The sequence below is a fragment of the Streptomyces flavotricini genome (assembly GCF_020639365.1).
GTDB lineage: Bacteria > Actinomycetota > Actinomycetes > Streptomycetales > Streptomycetaceae > Streptomyces > Streptomyces flavotricini.
The window spans coordinates 3,150,920-3,169,170 of the sequence record NZ_JAINUL010000001.1; the positions used below are offsets into that span (position 1 = coordinate 3,150,920).

The 18,251-nt window shown below is 72.1% G+C and carries 14 protein-coding genes; 7 read left to right on the forward strand and 7 right to left on the reverse strand.

All coding sequences use genetic code 11. From position 1 onward, the window contains the following. Positions 1 to 185: 185 nt before the first annotated feature. On the reverse strand, positions 186 to 1,373 hold the full coding sequence (locus tag K7B10_RS13960) for a L,D-transpeptidase (protein ID WP_308284578.1): 1,188 nt from the start codon (positions 1,371 to 1,373) through the stop codon (positions 186 to 188). A 214-nt stretch (positions 1,374 to 1,587) separates the two neighbouring features. Between K7B10_RS13960 and glgX the strand changes: the two genes are divergently transcribed. Together glgX and K7B10_RS13970 are read left to right on the forward strand one after the other, a co-directional pair. Further along, on the forward strand, positions 1,588 to 3,894 hold the full coding sequence (glgX, locus tag K7B10_RS13965; RefSeq protein ID WP_372481408.1) for a glycogen debranching protein GlgX: 2,307 nt from the start codon (positions 1,588 to 1,590) through the stop codon (positions 3,892 to 3,894). 172 nt (positions 3,895 to 4,066) lie between these two features. Then, a complete protein-coding gene (locus K7B10_RS13970) occupies positions 4,067 to 4,789 on the forward strand; it encodes a CDP-alcohol phosphatidyltransferase family protein (RefSeq protein ID WP_229336383.1) in 723 nt (240 codons plus the stop codon). Here the strand turns inward: K7B10_RS13970 and K7B10_RS13975 are convergent. Next, positions 4,770 to 5,240, reverse strand: a complete 471-nt coding sequence (locus K7B10_RS13975) for an FAD synthase family protein (protein WP_030857296.1) — start codon at positions 5,238 to 5,240, stop codon at positions 4,770 to 4,772. The genes K7B10_RS13970 and K7B10_RS13975 overlap by 20 nt on opposite strands. A gap of 172 nt (positions 5,241 to 5,412) precedes the next feature. Between K7B10_RS13975 and K7B10_RS13980 the strand changes: the two genes are divergently transcribed. From K7B10_RS13980 to K7B10_RS13990, 3 genes are read left to right on the forward strand one after another with little or no spacing between them, the layout of a single operon-like run. After that, entirely contained in the window at positions 5,413 to 6,618 is a 1,206-nt protein-coding gene (locus tag K7B10_RS13980; RefSeq protein WP_229345019.1) for a glycosyltransferase family 4 protein, read from the forward strand. Beyond that, a complete protein-coding gene (locus tag K7B10_RS13985) occupies positions 6,615 to 8,393 on the forward strand; it encodes a tyrosine-protein kinase domain-containing protein (RefSeq protein ID WP_229336384.1) in 1,779 nt (592 codons plus the stop codon). Before K7B10_RS13980 ends, K7B10_RS13985 begins: the two co-directional genes overlap by 4 nt. After that, entirely contained in the window at positions 8,390 to 9,613 is a 1,224-nt protein-coding gene (locus tag K7B10_RS13990) for an MATE family efflux transporter (protein ID WP_229336385.1), read from the forward strand. Before K7B10_RS13985 ends, K7B10_RS13990 begins: the two co-directional genes overlap by 4 nt. Before the next feature lie 37 nt (positions 9,614 to 9,650). Here K7B10_RS13990 and K7B10_RS13995 read toward each other — a convergent pair whose 3' ends face one another. After that, positions 9,651 to 11,168, reverse strand: a complete 1,518-nt coding sequence (locus tag K7B10_RS13995; RefSeq protein ID WP_229336386.1) for an O-antigen polysaccharide polymerase Wzy family protein — start codon at positions 11,166 to 11,168, stop codon at positions 9,651 to 9,653. A gap of 115 nt (positions 11,169 to 11,283) precedes the next feature. On the opposite strand from K7B10_RS13995, the gene K7B10_RS14000 reads away from it, so the two are divergent. Both K7B10_RS14000 and K7B10_RS14005 read left to right on the forward strand, forming a co-directional pair. Beyond that, positions 11,284 to 11,823, forward strand: a complete 540-nt coding sequence (locus tag K7B10_RS14000) for a WcaF family extracellular polysaccharide biosynthesis acetyltransferase (protein WP_229336387.1) — start codon at positions 11,284 to 11,286, stop codon at positions 11,821 to 11,823. Next, positions 11,820 to 12,935, forward strand: a complete 1,116-nt coding sequence (locus tag K7B10_RS14005; protein ID WP_229336388.1) for a glycosyltransferase — start codon at positions 11,820 to 11,822, stop codon at positions 12,933 to 12,935. The genes K7B10_RS14000 and K7B10_RS14005 overlap by 4 nt, the downstream gene beginning before the upstream one ends. 4 nt (positions 12,936 to 12,939) lie before the next feature. Here K7B10_RS14005 and K7B10_RS14010 read toward each other — a convergent pair whose 3' ends face one another. The 4 genes from K7B10_RS14010 to gmd all read right to left on the reverse strand — a co-directional run bounded on the left by K7B10_RS14010 (position 12,940) and on the right by gmd (position 18,068). Further along, the gene (locus K7B10_RS14010; RefSeq protein ID WP_030857282.1) at positions 12,940 to 13,152 is read right to left on the reverse strand and encodes a DUF6458 family protein; all 213 of its coding nucleotides are present in this window, start codon (positions 13,150 to 13,152) and stop codon (positions 12,940 to 12,942) included. A 119-nt stretch (positions 13,153 to 13,271) separates the two neighbouring features. Further along, positions 13,272 to 13,949, reverse strand: coding sequence for a hypothetical protein (locus K7B10_RS14015; RefSeq protein WP_229336389.1), 678 nt, complete (start codon positions 13,947 to 13,949; stop codon positions 13,272 to 13,274). An 82-nt stretch (positions 13,950 to 14,031) separates the two neighbouring features. Continuing rightward, positions 14,032 to 16,809, reverse strand: coding sequence for a CBM96 family carbohydrate-binding protein (locus K7B10_RS14020; RefSeq protein ID WP_229336390.1), 2,778 nt, complete (start codon positions 16,807 to 16,809; stop codon positions 14,032 to 14,034). 245 nt (positions 16,810 to 17,054) lie between these two features. After that, positions 17,055 to 18,068, reverse strand: a complete 1,014-nt coding sequence (gene gmd / locus K7B10_RS14025; protein ID WP_229336391.1) for a GDP-mannose 4,6-dehydratase — start codon at positions 18,066 to 18,068, stop codon at positions 17,055 to 17,057. Positions 18,069 to 18,251: the final 183 nt, after the last annotated feature.

The following is an 18,251-nucleotide window of genomic DNA, read 5'->3' on the forward strand; positions in this document are numbered from 1 at the left end:
GCTCCGTCCGTCTCCTGGCGCTGCCGCAGTGCCGCGCCGCTCGGCTGGAGCAAGCTGAGCGCAGGATCAGGGGCGTCGGACGGAAGGACACACTCGGGCTGCGACATTACGGTGTGACAATCACTCGACTGGTGTGCGTCCGGGGCGCGTGCGGGACGCGTCCGGCCTGCGCCCCGCGTGCGCCGTCACGTGATGGCGGAGCCCGCGACCCAGTCCGCCCAGGACATGTTCCAGCCGCCCAGCCCGTTGTTCGGGGCGACCGTCTTGTCCTGCGAGTTCACGACCTCCACCACGTCCCCGACCAGGGTCCGGTCGAAGAACCAGCCGGCTGGGGTGTCCGAGCCGCCGCCCTTGTCGTCGCGCAGTCCCACGCAGCCGTGGCTGGTGTTGGAGGAGCCGAAGGTGTCGGGGCTGGCCCAGTAGTTACCGTGCAGGAAGGTCCCGGAGGTGGTGAGCCGCATGGCGTGCGGGACGTCGGGGATGTCGTACTCGCCGCCGAACCCGACGGTCTGGCCGTTCATCCGGGTCACGTCGAACATCTCCAGCACCACCATCTTCCCGTTGTAGGTGGTGTTCTTGGGGGCTCCGGCGCTGATCGGGAGGGTTTGGACCAGCTTCCCGTCGCGGCGGACCTCCATCGTGTGCGCCTCCGCGTCCACGAGGGAGACCTGGGAACGGCCGACCGTGAAGGTGACGGACTTGTCCTGGATGCCGTACGAGCCCGGCGCGCCCTGCACGTCCCGCAGCTTCATGGTGACGGTGACCTCGGTGCCGGGCTTCCAGTACGTCCTGGGCCGGAAGTCGAGGCGCTCCTTGCCGAACCAGTGGCCGACGATCTGCACCGCGGGCTTGGAGGTGACGGTGATGGCCCGCTCGACGTCGGCGCGGTTCGCGATCGAGCGGTTGAAGTTGAAGGAGACGATCATCCCGGTGCCCACGGTGGAGCGGTTCTCGGGCTTGAAGTAGCCGATGAACCGTTCCTCGGGGACGTAGGTGGTGAAGGTGGTGTGCCGGGCCTGGCGGCGGTTGTGGCCGTCGAGGGCGACCGCGTCCACGGTGTACTTGGCGGCGAGCGCGAGCCGCCCGCCCTCGGTGTCGGGGCTCCAGCTGAGGCCGTCGGGGGCGATGGAGCCGGGTACGCGCTCCTCCTGGGCGTCCTCGACCTTGGTCACCACGACCCGTTCGAGGCGGCCCTCGGGCACTCTGACGGTCAGCGGTCCCTCGGCCGGGACCCCTTTGGCGTTGTCCTCGGGGGTGATGCGGATGGCCTCGTCGGGCGACCGGGGCTTGCCGGGAAGCTGGATCTCGACGGGGGAACCGCCGCTCGCGGTGCATCCGGCCAGACCGCCCAGCAGGCCCGCCCATACCGCCACGGCGGCCAAGCCAGCCGTCGCCCGCCTCGTCAGAAGTGTCACGATCCCTCCAACGACCGGGGCCCTCCGGGGGAAACGTGAGCGCGGGCCACGTTCCGGGCAGATCTCTCCGGGCAGAACAGTGGGAAGGACCAGACGGGGGCGGGCCCTGGCAGGGACGCCGGGGCCGCACGTGCCTTCCCCCGCCGGTACCCAGGAGCCGTGGAGGCGGGCAGTGTCGAGCGCAGCCGAGCAAGAGGCGGTGGATACCGCCGCCATGGAGTCAGTGACCTCAGTGGAGTCGCCCGCCCCGCACGTCAACGGCCAGTGGAGCGGGCCGGTGATACAGGGTCGGGAGTCGGCCTTACGGGCCGTCACGCACCCGGGGCCCCCGGTGTGGCCCGGGTCCTCGCACCCCCTGGGGGCGCGTTTCCGTACCGGCCCGGACGGGACGGCCGGCACCAACTTCGCGTTGTGGGCGCAGGGCGCGGAGTCGGTGGAGGTGTGCCTCTTCGACGCGGAGGGCGCCGAGACCCGGTGCGCGCTGACCGAGCTGACGCACGAGATCTGGCACGGCTTCCTTCCCGGGGTGCGCCCGGGGCAGCGGTACGGGTTCCGGGTGCACGGCCGCTGGGACCCCTGGACGGGGGCCCGGTTCAATCCGGCCAAGCTGCTGCTGGACCCGTACGCCCGGGCCGTCGACGGGGACTTCACGCTGCCGCCGGAGGTGTACGGGCACGTCCGCGACTGGCCGCAGCAGTACATCGCGGACACGGTGCGCGACGACCGCGACTCGGCGCCGTTCGTCCCCAAGGGGGTGGTCGTCCACGATGACGACGACTGGGCGGACGACGTCCGGCCGAAGACCCCGTGGGCCGATTCGGTGATCTACGAGCTGCACGTGCGCGGGTTCACGATGCGCCATCCGGGTGTTCCCGAGGAGTTGCGCGGCACGTACGCGGGGCTGGCCCATCCGGCGGCCGTCGAGCACCTGGTGAAGCTGGGCGTGACGGCGGTCGAACTGCTGCCGGTGCACCAGTTCGCGCACGAGGACCACCTGCTGCGCCGGGGCCTGCGCAACTACTGGGGCTACAACTCGGTCGGCTACTTCGCCCCGCACTCCGGCTACTCGTCGAGCGGTACGGCCGGGCAGCAGGTCGGCGAGTTCAAGCGGATGGTGCGGGCCCTGCACGCGGCCGGGATCGAGGTCATCCTCGACGTGGTCTACAACCACACGGCGGAGGCGGGAGAGCTGGGCCCGACGCTGTCGCTGCGCGGGATCGACAACCGGGGCTACTACCGGCTCCAGTCCGACCAGCGCCGCTACTCCGACTACACGGGCTGCGGGAACACCCTGCACCCGGGGCGCCCGCACGTGCTGCGGCTGATCACGGACTCCCTGCGCTACTGGGTGACGGAGATGGGAGTGGACGGGTTCCGCTTCGACCTGGCGGCGGCGCTGGCCCGCTCGATGCACGACGTGGACATGTTGTCGCCGTTCCTCGCGGTGATCGCCCAGGATCCGGTGCTGCGGCGGGTGAAGCTGATCGCCGAGCCCTGGGACGTGGGCTCGGGCGGCTACCAGGTGGGGGCGTTCCCCCCGCTGTGGACGGAGTGGAACGACCGCTACCGGGATGCCGTACGGGACTTCTGGCGGGGCGCGCTGCCCGATGTACGGGACCTCGGGTACCGGCTGTCCGGCTCCAGCGACCTGTACGCGTGGGGCGGGCGGCGGCCGTACGCCTCGGTGAACTTCGTGACGGCGCACGACGGGTTCACGCTGCGCGACCTGGTGTCGTACGAGCGCAAGCACAACGAGGCCAACGGGGAGGCGGGCCGCGACGGGACGAACGACAACCGCTCCTGGAACTGCGGGGTGGAAGGGGATCCGCCGGAGGGCACGGACCCCCGGATCGGGATGCTGCGGCGGCGGCAGCTGCGCAATCTGCTGACCACCCTGCTGCTGTCGACCGGGGTGCCGATGCTGGTGGCCGGGGACGAGTTCGGGCGCACGCAGGGCGGCAACAACAACGCGTACTGCCAGGACAACGAGACGGGCTGGGTGGACTGGTCGCTGCTGGAGGATCCGGCCTGGCAGGAGCTGTTCGCCCTGGCAGCGCGGCTGGTGGCGCTGCGCCAGGAGCACCCGGTGCTGCGCCGGCGGGCCTTCTTCTCGGGGCGGCCGCAGGGCGCGGACGGGCTGCGGGACCTGGCCTGGTTCACCCCGGCGGGCCGGGAGATGACCGAGCGGGACTGGTACGCCCCGGCCGCCGCGCTCGGCATGTACCTGTCCGGGCGGGACATCCCGGGCCGCGACGAGCGGGGGCTGCAGGTCGGCGACGACAGCTTCCTGGCGCTGCTGCACGCCGGGGACCGGCCCGTGGCGTGGGTGCTGCCGGACGCTCCGTGGGCGGCGGAGTACGAGCTGGTGCTGGACACCGCGCGGGAGGCCCAGGCCGCACCTCCCGGCACCCGGCACCGGGGCGGGGAGACGCTGACGGTGCCCGCGCGGTCGGTGCTGCTGCTGCGGGTGGTCGGCTGAGGAGGGCGGGCGCCGGCCGAGGTGGGTGGACGGCCGGGCTGGGTGGACGGCCGGGCGGCGCGGGTGGTCGGCCGAACCGGAGCGGGAAGCCTCGTTCGTCCTGCGATGATGTGGCCTCGTACACGCGTGCACCCGCACACGTGTGCCACATCGGCAGGGATCAGGGGTACGCATGGCGAGAGTGGGGACCGCGCTGCGGGAGCTGCGCGGGGCGCAGAAGTCGGCGAAGGGGGTGTCGCTCTACTCGCGGTTCGTCAACCGGCCCGCGGGGCGGTACCTGGCCGCCGTGTCGTATGCGCTCGGGCTGACCCCGAACCAGGTGACGCTGGTCAGCGCCGCCTTCAGCTTCGCCGCCGCGGCCGCGGTCGCGCTCGCCGCACCCTCGTGGGGGCTGGGCGTCGCGGTGTGGGCCGCGCTCGCCGTCGGCTTCGCCTTCGACTCGGCCGACGGGCAGCTGGCCCGGCTGCGCGGGGGCGGCAGCGCGGCGGGCGAATGGCTGGACCACGTCGTGGACTGCGCCAAGCTGACCGCGCTGCACACCTGCGTGCTGATCGCGTTCTACCGCTTCCCCGAGGCGTACGGGACGGGCGGGGAGGGCTGGCTGCTGGTGCCGCTGGGCTTCCAGTTCGCCTCGGTCGTCACCTTCTTCGGCGGACTGCTGACCGAGAAGCTCAAGCCGAAGCCGGCGCCCGGCAGCCCCGCCGCCGCGCCCTCGACCGTGCGCGCGGTGGCGCTGCTGCCCGTGGACTACGGGGTGTTCTGCCTGGTCTTCCTCGCGCTCGGGGGCGGGGCGCTGTTCCGCTGGGCGTACGCCGGGCTCGGCGCGGTCGCCGCGCTGTTCCTGGTGGCGTTCCTCGCGAAGTGGTTCCGGGAGCTCAGCGCCGTTCCGCGCTGAGCGGCTCGGACAGCGCGTCCAGGGCCCGGCGCAGCTGGGTGCTGGACGTGTGCACCGTGTAGGGGAAGTAGACGACGTCGACGCCGACGGCGGCGAAGTCCTTCTCCAGCTTGTCGCCCTTGGGAGTGCCCCGCCAGTCGTCGCCCTTGAAGATCACGTCGAAGCGGACCTGCTTCCAGGTCTCCACCTTGTCCGGGACCGTCTCGACGAACGCGGCGTCCACATACCGGACGCTGCGGACGATTTCCAGCCGCTCCACGAGCGGGATCATCGGGCGGCGCCCCTTGGCCAGTTCCGCCATCTCGTCGGAGACCACCCCGGCGACCAGGTAGTCGCACTGACTCCGGGCGTGCCGAAGGATATTGAGATGTCCGATATGGAACAGATCGTACGCGCCTGGAGCGTACCCGACTCGGTACGGTCTGTGCGCAGGTGCGCCAAGGTCGGACATGTCGCGCTCCGTCATGAGTTACCCCCCAGCGACCACACCCCCCGGTGTGGCGGATTAGCAGACAATAGCGTGCACGTTCCCCGTGCTGTCGGTGAACGAATAGGGTGACGTGCGCATCATCCTGGGGAGAAGGGGACGTTCAGTGTCGAGATCCGGTCACCGGCGCCTACTGCTGGTTTCCACCAACTACGCTCCCGAGCACGCGGGGATTGGGCCGTACGCCACCCAGATCGCGGAGCACTGGGCGGATCTCGGCCATGACACCCACGTATTCGCCGGCATGCCGCACTACCCGTCGTGGTCGTTGGAGCCGGAGTACAAGGGGGCGCTCCGGCGCACGGAACAGCGCGCGGGGGTCACAGTGCACCGGCGCGCGCACACCGTGCCGCCCCGCCAGACCGCCGTCAAGCGGGCCCTCTTTGAAGGATCGATTCTGCTGCACGGCGCCGTGGCCCCGCCCCGGATGCCGCGCCCGGACGCGGTCATGGCCCAGATGCCCAGCCTGGCCGGCGGGGTCCTCGCCGCCCGGCTCGCCGCCCGCTGGAAGGTCCCGTTCATCCCGGTCGTCCAGGACCTGATGGGCGCGGCCGCCGCGCAGAGCGGAATCAGCGGCGGCGACAAGGCGGCCGCCATCGCCGGGCGCGCGGAGGCATACGCCCTGAAGCGGGCCACCCTGGTCGGCGTGATCCACGAGACCTTCGTGGACCGGGTCGTCGGCATGGGCGTGGACCCGGCGAAGATCCGCCTCGTGCCCAACTGGTCCCACGTCCCGCAGCCCACCCGGCCGCGCGGCCAGACCCGGCGCCACCTCGGCTGGGCGCCCGGCGAGCCGGTCGTCCTGCACTCCGGGAACATGGGCCTCAAGCAGGGCCTCGAAGTGCTCGTGGGCGCCGCCCGCCTGGATCCCGGTGTCCGCTTCGTCCTCATGGGCGACGGCAGTCAGCGCTCGGCCCTGGCCGACCTCGCGGCAGACGTGCCGAATCTGGACATCATCCCCCCTGCCGCCGACGGAGAGTTCCCGGATATCCTCGCGGCGGCGGACGTACTCGCCGTGACGCAGCACGCGGCCGTGCTCGACATGAGCGTGCCGTCCAAACTGACCTCCTACTTCCAGGCCGGCCGGCCCGTCATCGCGTCCGTCGCGGCGGAGGGCGGCACGGCCCAGGAAGTGGAACGCTCGGGCGCGGGGGTGCTCGTACCACCGGAGGACCCCCATGCCCTGCTGAAGGCCGTACGGGCCCTCGCCGAGGACCCCGAGGGCGCGGATGCGCTCGGGGCCGCCGGGCCCCGGCACGTGGCGGCCCACCTGAGCCGTGACGCGGGCCTGGCCCGCATCGACGCACTGATAGACGAAGCACTTGGGGGTCCGCAGTCGTGATCGAGACGAACCGCCCTGCGTCCGTCCCGACGGAGGACGAACCGGACCTCCTCAGGGACCAGTTCAAACAGCTCCTCCGCTACCGCCGCCTCCTCGGGGCGGGTGTCGGCATCGGCCTGCTGGGCGGCGTCTACCTCGGCATCTCCACGTCCGACACCTACGTCGCCACCGCGGACGTCGTGCTGCGCGCGCCCACCGACGACCCGTTCAACCCGAGCCTCGCCCCCGACAAGGCGATCAACATCGGCTCGGAGCGGCAGGTCGCGCTCAGCTCCTCCATAGCCAACGAGGCCGCGAAGAAGCTCGGCGTGACCGCGAAGGACTTCGCCGGTCTGCGCAGCGGCCTCCAGGTGACCAACCCGCCCCAGACGATGGTGCTGCGGTTCACCTACACCGCGTCCTCCGCCAAGGAGGCCGCCACCCGCGCCAACGCGATGACCGAGGCGTACCTGCTCAAGCGGCAGGATGCCCTCGACGTCACGCGCGACAAGATGGTCAAGGGCTACCAGGACCAGCGCGACCCGGTCGCCAAGAACCTCGACGAGCTCGTCAAGCAGATCAACTCGATGCCGGCCGGCACGGGCCGCGACGCCGCGTACGCCTCGAAGACCGACCTGCAGAGCAAGGTCAACACCCTCAACAGCAACATCGCCAAGCTCCAGGCCCTGGACATGAGCCCGGGCCGGGTCACCAGCCCCGCGACCCCGCCGTCCGACACCGACGGCCCGGGCCTCGTGATGTCGCTGACGCTCGGCGCGGCCGTGGGCCTCGCCCTGGGCCTGCTCGCCGCGTGGGTCCGGCTCGTGTTCGACCCGGCGCCGCGCTCCGAGGGCGATGTCGCCCGGGCCCTACGGGCCCCCGTGCTCGGCTACCTCCCGCGGGCCAAGACCGGCGGCGGACCGCTGCTCGCGGCCGGCGAGGAGGACCCCCGGCTCGCCGAGGAGTTCCGCTCCGTGGCGTTCCGGCTCGCCTACGACTCCCGCTTCGCCGACCGGCGCCGGCTGCTGGTCGTCGCCCCGCGCGGCAGCAGCGAGACCGCCGCCGCGGCGGCCGTGAACCTGGCCGCCTCCTTCGCGGAGACCGGCAAGGACGTCCTGCTCATCGAGGCCGACCTGCGCACGCCGGTACTGGCCAGCCAGCTGCCGACCGGCGCCGGGCGGCCGCGGTGGAGCCAGACTCCGGGCGGCGCCTCCGGCGGCCCGGCGGCCCACGGCGACTCCGAGTGGCCCGACGGGCGCCAGCTCGTCGTCGACGCCGGGGAGTCGGGCACCTTCGACCTGATCCCGGGCGAGCCGGTGCGCAACGTGCCCCGCGCGCTGACCTCCGCGCGCGCCACCCGGCTGATCTCCGAGGCCGACTCCCCCAACTCCACGGTCGTCGTGCTCGCGCCGCCCGTGCTCTCGTACGCCGACGCCCTCGCGCTCGTCGACCGCGTCGACGGCGTCCTGGTCGTCTGCGACCCGCGCGCCGTCCACCGCACCGACCTGTCCCGGATCCGCGAGCTGATCAGCGGCGCCGGCGGCACGGTGCTCGGAGCGGTGCTGCACGCCCCGCTGCCGGGCGAGAAGCGCGGCCGCGGCGGCAAGTCGAAGGGCGCGCCCGCCGCCCCGGCGCAGGCCTCCCGGCCGTCCTCGCCGCAGGCGCAGCCGCTCACGCGGCAGCCGAACCAGGGGCAGGGGCAGCAGGCGCACCGGCAGGCCGAACCCGAACAGCACATCCCGGGTGACGGCACGGACACGGTGGCCCTGCGCACGGTGCGCATGGGCCGCAGATGAGTCGGCGGGGCCTCGCCGCCGTCGCCTCGGTCCTGGACCAGGCCGCGTCCAGCGCCACGAACATCCTGGTGCTGGTGCTGGCCGCCCGGCTGTCCTCGGCGTCCGGTTTCGCCGACTTCTCGATGGTGTACGTGACGTTCACCGTGCTCCTCGGGCTGAACATGGCGTACGTCGGCCAGACGGTGGTGCTGGAGAAGGACGAGGACCGGCTGGGCGCGGTGTGCCGCTCGGGCCTCGCGTTCACCGGGGCCGCCTCGGCGGCGGCGGGCGCGGCGCTGGCCGTCGTCGGCCTCGCCGTGCCGGGGGCCGGCGGCTGGGCGTTCCTCTCGCTGGGCCTCGTACTGCCGCTGGTGCTCCTCCAGGACGGGCTGCGGTACTGCTTCTCCGCGCTGCGCGTCCCCGAGCGGGCGCTGGCCGCGGACGCGCTGCGGCTGGTGTGCGTCGTGGCCGCGCTGCTGCTCCAGCCCCAAGGTGCTTCGGCGGGGCGGCTGGTGCTGGTGTGGGGGGTCTCGGCGCTTCCGGCGCTCGCGCTGGGGCTCTGGCTGCTGCGTCCGTACGTCCGGGGCTCGGCGGCCGATCTGCGTCCGTACCTGCGGCGGGGGCACCTGGGGCAGCGGTTCGTGGTCGAGTTCGCGGTGGGCAACGGGTCCAGCCAGCTGGCGGTGCTGGGGCTCGGCCTCTTCGCGACCCCGCTGGCGGTGGGCGCGCTGCGCGGTGCGACGACCTTGTTCGGCCCGCTGAACGTGCTGTTCAACTCGGCGAACGCGTTCGGCCCCCCGGTGGTGGGCCGGGCGTCGGGCAAGCGGGGCGTGGTCCGGCTGACGGCGGCGATGGGCGGTGTGCTGGCGGCGCTGGGCGCCGGCTGGGGCGCGGTCCTGTACGCCCTGCCCGACGGCGTGGGCCGACAGCTGCTGGGCGACACGTGGGCGGCGGCCTCCGCCCTGCTCCCGGCCACGGGAGCCCAGTACGCGGTGATGGGCCTGGGCACCTGCGCCCTGCTGACCCTGCGCGTCCTCAACCCGAAGGCGACGCTCTCGTTGCAGGTCGTCTTCTCGCTGCTGTCGGTGGCGCTGCTGCTCGGCGGGTACGCGGTGGCCGGCGTGACCGGCGCCGCCTGGGGACTGGCGGCGGGCTCGGCGCTCAAGGCCGCGGCGGCCTGGCTCCGCGTCTCCCGCGTCCCGGTGCGCGCCCCCGAGCCGCCGGTCACGACGGCCGCCTGACCCGCCGGGCGCCCGGCTCCGGGCCTTCCGGGCGCCGCTAGCGCAGCTTGGTGGACTTGTCCTGGCGGTACGTCGCCACCAGCGCCAGGCAGAGGGCGGCGATCGCCACACGGCCGGAGGCCTGGAGCAGGGGGCCCCGGAGCAGGATGAACGAGTAGCCCGCGACCAGCGGGACCACCACCGAGATCAGGCTGCCCGGAGGCGAGCGCCGCGTGGCGCGCTTCGCGTAGCGGCGGTCCACCCGGGCCGCCGCGTACCCCGTGGCCAGGAGCCCGGCGCCCATGCCCAGCGGGCCGAAGTCCAGCCACAGCTCGGCCCAGATCGGGGACGAGAGGTTGGTGTTGACCGTCCCCATCCACTCGCCGACCATCACCCCCGTGTCCTTCGGCTTGCCCGGCCAGACCGAGCGCGGCACCGCGAAGAAGACGGACCCGGCGAGCTGGCTCCCGTACAGGTGCCCGGGGCCGGAGTTCGAGTAGGTGATGGTGTTCGCGAACATGCCGATCTGGTCGTAGTCCTTCAGCGCCATCGGCTCCAGGAACGACGTCGTCTCGACCGGCTTGTAGTTCTTCTCGTCGTAGCGGAAGCGGTCCGCGAACGGGAACACGAGCAGGGCGATCACCACGGCCATCGACAGCGCCACCCGGTACATCGCGGCGCTCACCGGGAAGACGGTGAACAGCAGCGCGAACATGACCGTGAGGAACCAGTACCGCGGGTTCGAGATCGGGTTGTTGACCACCAGGTTGAGCAGGGCCAGCGCCCCCCAGGTGACGATGATCGACACCTTGCGGCGGGCGTACGTCGAGGTGATCAGCCAGCGCGTGTAGAGCAGCAGGGCGAGCAGCGCCGGGACGGTGCCGAAGCCGCGCAGCAGGGCCTGGCCGGCCTGCCCGTCGCCGTTGGAGACGCCCGCCTCCTCGATGCCCGCGATGATCTCCTGGCGACTGGAGAAGAAGACCGCCGGGCCGCCGAGCTTCATGATGAAAGCGGCGCTGCACAGAAAGGCGAGCCCGGTCAGCAGTTGGAGGCGGCGCCGGTGGGCCATGACCGGCCGCGGCTCCTTCTGGGAACCGCCGGCCCGCCCGGTCGGCCGGTGGCGGGCCAGCAGGACGCCGACGTCGAACGCCGTGCAGCCGAGCAGGACCAGGCCGATGGCGACGGTGAGGTCGGAGCGGGGGCCGACCACGGGGGTCGGGACCCGGCCGAGGACGGCCTGCGCGAGCGGGGCCACGCCCATCGCCATGTAGACGAAGAGCCAGAAGGAGCCCTGGAGCAGCTTGCGCCGGCTGGTCAGGACCATCGCCGAGAGCCGGGCGCCCGCGTACATCGTGAGCAGGAGCTGGAGCCAGAAGGCGGCGTCGTGCTGGCCGTCGCCCGGCTGGACGGCGACGAACAGCGGCAGGAAGACGGTGAAGCCGAGGATGAGCGGGACGGACAGGGCGCGGGAGAGCAGGGTCCGCGGGGTGGTGACCCGGCCCCACTTGTGCGCGTCCTCCGGCTCGGGGACGGGCGGCGGCGGGGTCACCGTGGGCTTGCGTATGTCCGTTGCCACTGCCGCCCCCACCCGATGTGCCTGGTCCGCGCGCAGTCTAGTCTGAGCGGGCGGCGCCCGGGGAGGCGCTCCTGCGGAGCGCGACGAGCCCGCAGCGCACGATGAGGGGCGACAGTTGCGTGATCTTCCTGCCTTCACGCTGGCCGGGTACGACAAGGGGCGCGGGCTGCTGACGCAGGCGCTCTGGTTCACGGTGATGAACACGCTGTTCATGGCGTGGTTCTGTCCGGCCCGGCTGCGGGTGGCACTGCTGCGCGCGTTCGGCGCGCGCATCGGCGAGGGGGTGCTGATCCGGCACAGGGTACGGGTGCTGTGGCCGTGGAAGCTCACCGTCGGCGACCACACGTGGATCGGCGAGGGCGCCTGGCTGCTGAACCTGGAGCCGGTGACCATCGGCGCGAACGTCTGCATCTCGCAGGAGGCCATGCTCTGCACCGGCTCGCACGACCACCGGGCAGCCGACTTCCGCTACCGCAACGCGCCGATCGTGGTCGAGGACGGCGCGTGGGTGGCCGTACGGGCGACCGTGCTGGCCGGGGTCACGGTGGGCCGCTGCGCGGTGGCGGGTGCCGGATCCGTGGTCCACAGAAACCTTCCTGCGCTGACCCTGCAGACGATGGACGGGCAGCGCCGCCCGGTCGAGGAGCCCAAGTGAGAGTCCTGCACGCCGTCACGCTCCACTCCCCCTCGCACGCGTTCGGCGGGCCCGTCCGGGTCGCGCTGAACCTGGCCAAGGGGCTGCGGGGCCTCGGCCACGAGGCGCGGCTGCTGGCGCTGGGCGAGGGCTTCCCGGACCCGTGGCCGACGTCGGTGGAGGGCGTCCCGGCGAAGCTGTTCCCGGCCCGGCGCCTCCTCCCCCTGGGCTTCAGCGGGATGACCTCACCGGCCCTGCTGGCCTCGGCGGGCCGGCTGGTCCGGGACGCGGACGTGGTCCACGTCCACCTGGCGCGGGACCTGGTGACCCTGCCGGTGGCCCTCGCCGCGCTGCGGGCCGGCAAGCCGCTGGTGCTGCAGACCCACGGGATGGTGGACCCGAGCGAGAAGCTGCTGGCCAAGGTGCTGGACGCGGTGGCCGTACGCAGGCTGCTGCGCGGCGCGGACGCGGTGCTGTACCTGACCCCGCACGAACGGGAGGGCCTCGACGCGGTGGTGGGCGGCGCGCTGCCGGGGGCGGTCCGGCTGGTGAACGGCACGCCCGCGCAGGAGGAGCGGCCGGCCCCGGCCGGTCCCCCGCGCATCCTGTACTCGGCGCGCCTGCAGGCCCGCAAGCGCCCGGTGGACTTCGTGGACGCGGCCCCGGCGATCCTGGCGGCGCACCCGGACGCGGAGTTCGTGGTGGCCGGCCCGGACGAGGGCGAGCTGGCGGCGGTGCGGGCCCGCATCGCGGAGCTGGGTCTCGGGGGCTGCTTCACGGTCCCGGGTGCGCTGTCCGCCTCCGAGGTCCTGACGGAGCTGCGGCGGGCGCACGTCTACGTACTCCCGTCGGTGGACGAGCCGTTCCCGATGTCGGTCCTGGAGGCCCTGTCGGTGGGCGTCCCGTCGGTGGTCACCCACTCGAACGGCCTGGCCCGCGACATCGCCGCGGCGGGCGCCGGCCGCGCGGTCCCCCCGGGCGCGGCGGACGTGGCCCAAGCCGTCCTGTCCCTCCTGGACCCCACCGAGAACGCCGCGGCCGGGGCATCGGCCCGCAGACTGGCCGCGGACTCCTTCTCGATGGAAGCCGTCCTCGGCACCCTCCTCCCGATCTACGAGAAGGCCCTGCGCTGACGGGCTACAGCTCCCGGTGGGTCTCGTCGACCACCGGGAGGGCCGCCGCGCGGCGGCGTTTGAAGACGCTCGCGTAGACGGCGAGGCCGATGGCGCCCGCCGCCATCATGATCAGCCCGACGACGTCGAGGTTGACGCTCTCCATCTTCCAGTCCGTCGCGAAGGTGAGGATGGCCCCCACCACGATCAGCGCGATGCAGCCGCCGATGCCTCCCATGTGATTCGCCTCCGCAGTCGTTGTCGTCTGACCGCGCGGCTACCCGGGAAGCGGATGCGAAAACGCCGCCCCCGGCCCGGAGTCCGGGCGGGGGCGGCGTTCGCGTCGTACGGGAGGGGCTACGCCGGGATCCAGGCGTAGCAGCCCGCCGAGGTGAAGGTCGCCGTGCCCGCGGGGATCGCGGCGGTGATCTTGTCGCCGGGCTTCGCGGGGGACTCCGGACCCGAGGCCAGGACCGCGCCGTCCTTGCCCTTCGCCTCCCAGGTGCACGTCGTGGCCTGGGTCAGCGCCCGGTACGTGCCCGCCGCGGGCGACTGGCGGGTGCCGTCCGCGAAGCCCTTGGAGGCCGCGTCCAGGATCGGCTTCTGCTCCGGGCACAGGTAGGTGATCGCGTCCTTCGCCCCCGGGATCTCCCCGGCGACGATGGCCCCGGTCGCCGCGTCCTTGTCGCGCTTCGCGGTGCGCTCCACCCGCTGGCAGGACTCCTGGCCGGTCTGGAGGACCGCCGCCGGGTCCATCTTCTCGGGGACCCGTCCGCTCAGGTACTGCTTCTCGTTGGCCTTGAAGCTGCCCGTCTTCGGGGTGAGCTTCGCGTCCGGCAGGACCGGGCCGGTCGGCTTCGCGTCGGGCGAGACCGGGGCCGCCGAGGCGTCCGCCGGGTCCGGGACCGAGGAGGCGGCCGGCGGCTTCGGCTTCGCGGCCTCGGCGTCGGCCTTGCCGTCGCCGCCCGAGCTGCAGGCGGTCAGGGTCAGAGCCGCGGCCAGCAGAACAGCAGCCGCAGCGGAGCGTCGGTACATCTTGGGGGCTCCTGTTGTTACGTGGGATAGGGGTGCGGGGCCCGGCTGTGTTCCACGCCGGGCCCCGCATCCGTCTACGCGGTTACTTCGGGCCGAAGGTGAGGACGAGCTGCGGAGCGGCGTCCGCGGCGGTCGACTCCATGGACCAGATCCACAGCGGGTCGGTGCCCGTGCTCGTCAGGGCCAGGCTGTAGCCGGTGCCCAGTACCGGGGTGAGCGCGGCGGTGTCCAGCGCGGTGCTCTGGATCGCCGAGCCGTCCGGCACGCTCGCGAACGAGCCGAGCTCGGTGGCGCCGAGGGCGGGCTTGGTGTTGAACGTCGTGCTCGCGCCGCTCCAGGTGCCGGTGACCGGGACCACGGAGATCTTGTCGGTCGTACCGGCGTTCGCCTGGGTCGACGTCTTGATCTGCAGCGAGGCGGACTTGAGGACCTGCCCGGCCGGCGCGGCCGGCAGGTTGAAGCGCAGGTACGTCTGGTACGCCGACGTGCCGCGGACGGCCAGCGAGGTGCTGGCGCCGTAGGCGGCGCTCGGGGCGCCCTGGTTGACGTAGGTGTCCTCGGTCGCGGAGACCTTGGAGACCGAGTCGGACGGCGCCTTGGCCAGGTCGTAGTGCTTCTTGGCCTGGGCCGCGGTGAGCGCCTTCGGGTAGACGGCCGTCTCGTCGATCTGGCCGGCGAAGAAGTTGCTCGTCGGCCTGGTGGGCCAGCCGCTGAGGTTGTCACCGCCCACGTGCCAGAAGCCCTCGTACGAGACCGGGTTGCTGACGCTCTGCGTGCCCTTGCTCTGGCCGTCGACGATCAGCTCCATGCCGCCCGCACCCATGGTGCCGACGACGTGGTGCCACTTGTTGTCGTTGTACGTGTCGAACAGGCCGGTGGTGATGGTGCGGGCGGAACCGTTGCTGACGCCGAAGACCAGACGACCGGTGTTGGTCATGTAGATCTGCTTGTCGTACGAGCCGCTGTTGCGGTCCGTGTTGCTGCCGAAGCCGATCAGCTTGCCGCCGCGCGTGGTGTTGGTCTTGAACCAGGTCTCGACCGAGAACGCGCTGCCCACCGTCTGGCGGTGGTCGCTGTACACCTGCTGGCTGGTGCCGTTGAAGCCCATGGCCGTGCTCGCGCCGCTGATCGCGCCGGGGGTCTGGCGCAGGGCCGGGGCGTTGAGCTGGACACCGCTGGTGTTGCCGGCGACCGAGGAGTCGGCGACGTACGGGCTGACGGTGTCGTCGTAGCGCCAGTACAGGGAGGCGCCGTCGGTGCGGACCTGGTCCGGGTAGGACTGGACCGAGGTGGGGACCGTGACCGCGGCGTTGGCCGACAGGGCGCTGGTGTTGCCCGCGGCGTCGGTGGCCGTCACGCGGTAGGTGTACGACTGGCCGTCCTTGACCGTGGTGTCGGTCCAGGAGGCCTGCGGACGCTGCCACTCCAGGGACTCGGCGGCGACGGTGGCGATGGGGCTGGACGAGCCGTTGCGGTAGATCCGGTACGTCAGCTTGCTGTCGTCGGCGTCGTAGCTGGTGCGCCAGCGGACCTGGACCTCACCGGGCTTGACACTGCCGGCGCTCGCGACCGGGGTGGTCGGGGCGCCGACGTCGCCGGTGGAGGCGAAGCGGGTCAGCGCCTGCTGCGGCTTGCCGTTGATGGCGGTGAACTCGCCGCCGGACCACAGGTACTTGACGTCGTTCTTCTCGGCGATGGTCAGGGTGCGCGGGCCGATGCCCTCGCCGATGCCGTCGTTGGCGGTGGGGTGCCAGCCGAGCTTGCGCGGGCTGCGCACGAAACCGTCCACGGGCGCGGGGGCCGCGCCTTCGTAGTTGGTCAGCTGCGCGTTGAAGAAGTTGCGCTTGCCGTCGGGGAACTGGCCCTCGAGCGAGCAGTCGTGCGCGTGCGAGGCGCTGTAGAGCACGCCGTCGTACGGCAGGACGGCCTGGGTCGCGCCGAGGCAGCGGTCGCGCCACTTCTCGCTGAAGTCGCTGAGGTTCAGGCCGATGCGGCCGTCGAAGACGCCGCCGCCGGAGCCCTCGTTGCCGGTGTAGAAGCCGGTCGAGTCGGTGGCGATGTCCTTGACCACGGAGTTCGACGGGATGTTGCTGTACGTCTTGGTGACCGCGCCGGTGGTGGCGTTCACGACGGCCAGGGCGTGCGTGCTCTTGCCGTTGATGTCGAAGAAGTCACCGCCCAGCAGGACGTTCTTGCCGTCCGGGGTGACCTCGACCGCGCGGCCGGGCTCGTCGGCGTTGGCCGTGAAGGGCTTGAGGGCACCGGAGCCGGCGTCGACGGCGGCGAACCGCTCGCGCGTCTGGCCCTCGACGGTGCCGAAGTCGCCGGCCGCGTAGACGGTGTCGTCGGTGACGGCGAGTCCGCGCACGGTGGCGGGGAAGCCCGGGTGGAAGGCGGCCTTGGGGGTGCAGGTCGCGATGTCGATCGCGGCCAGGCTGGAGACCGGGGTGCCGTTGACGGCGCCGAAGTAGCCGGCCGCGTACAGGGTCTTCTTGTCCTTGGAGACCTCGAGGGCGCGCACGGTCGCGCTGCCGTCACCGATGGTGAAGGCGAGCTTGCACGAGGTCGGGTTGCCCGTCGCGGCGTCGAGCGCCACGAAGTTGACCGCTTCCTGCTCCGCACCGCTGGTGCCGTCCGGCGGACGGACGGCGGAGAAGGTGCCGCCCGCGAAGACGGTGCCGTTCGCCTCGGCCATCGCAAAGACGACGCCGTTGGGCTGCCAGGTGGGCAGCTCGTCGGCGGTGAATGCCACGGGAGGCGTGATGGCGGACGCCTCGGGCATCAGCACCAGACCTATACCGGTGCCGGCGCCGGCCAGTGACAGGACGAGGGCAGCAGTCAGCCCTCTGGATCTACGCATGAGCCCCCCAGGGCAATCGCCCGGTTTGATGGCTGGAACTATCCGAACAGCCATATGTACTGGCGCAGACTAGGGCTTCTGCGAGGACCCGGTCACCTCCCTTGACCCATTGCATACCAACTTGGAATGAACGGTTCAGGTTGGAGGGCGCGCAACGGACATACGACAGGTTTGCCCCGGCCACACCCGCCGATACCAGCGGAGATGACCGGGACACGGCAAATCGTAGGGGAAATATAAGGGTTTCAGCGGTCGATGCGGACCGTCACGCCCGCCAACTGGTCCTCGACCTGCCGGATGTCGGCGTCGACCATGATCTGCGCCAGCTCGGCAACGAGCACCGTCGGCTTCCAGCCAAGCAGTTCATTGGCCTTGGAGGCGTCACCGATGAGGGCGTCCACCTCGCTCGGGCGCTCGTACTTCGGGTCGTAGCGCACGTGCTCGGCCCAGTCGAGTCCCGCGTGGGCGAAGGAGGACTCCACGAACTCGCGGACCGTGGCGGCCACGCCCGTGGCGACGACGTAGTCGGTCGGCTCGTCCTGCTGGAGCATCCGCCACATGGCGTCCACGTACTCGGGGGCGTAGCCCCAGTCGCGGACCGCGTCGAGGTTGCCCAGGTACAGGTGCTCCTGGAGGCCGGCCTTGATCCGGGCCACCGCGCGGGTGATCTTGCGGGTCACGAAGGTCTCGCCGCGGCGCGGGGACTCGTGGTTGAACAGGATCCCGTTGACGGCGAACATGTCGTACGCCTCGCGGTAGTTCACCGTGGTCCAGTACGCGAACACCTTCGCGGCGCCGTACGGGCTGCGCGGGTGGAACGGGGTCCGCTCGTTCTGCGGCGGCGGGGTGGCCCCGAACATCTCCGAGGACGAGGCCTGGTAGATCCGGGTGTCCACACCGCTGGCCCGGATCGCCTCCAGGAGGCGCAGGGCGCCGAGGCCGGTCACGTCGCCCGTGTAGAGGGGGGCGTCGAAGGAGACCCGCACATGGGACTGGGCGCCCAGGTTGTAGACCTCGTCGGGCCGGATCTCGCGGAGCAGGTTCACGAGCGCGACACCGTCGGAGAGGTCGGCGTGGTGCAGGACGAAGGACCGGTTGGCGGTCTGCGGGTCCTGGTAGATGTGGTCGATCCGCTCGGTGTTGAAGCTGGAGGAGCGCCGCACCAGGCCGTGCACCGTGTAGCCCTTGGAGAGCAGCAGCTCGGAGAGGTACGAGCCGTCCTGCCCGGTGACGCCGGTTATGAGTGCGGTCTTGCCCATCTGGGGTCCCCCTGGGGATCGTGTCGGTCTGTTCTGGTGAGCGGGGCCCCGCCCCAGCCGCCCCACCCTTACGAGGCTGGATGCGTACCGTACACGGCCCGCGCCCGCCCCCTCCGCCCGGATTCCGCTCGCGGCGGGCGGGCGGCCCCGCTCCGGCGGCCGGCTCCCGTCCGAGTGCCGGAA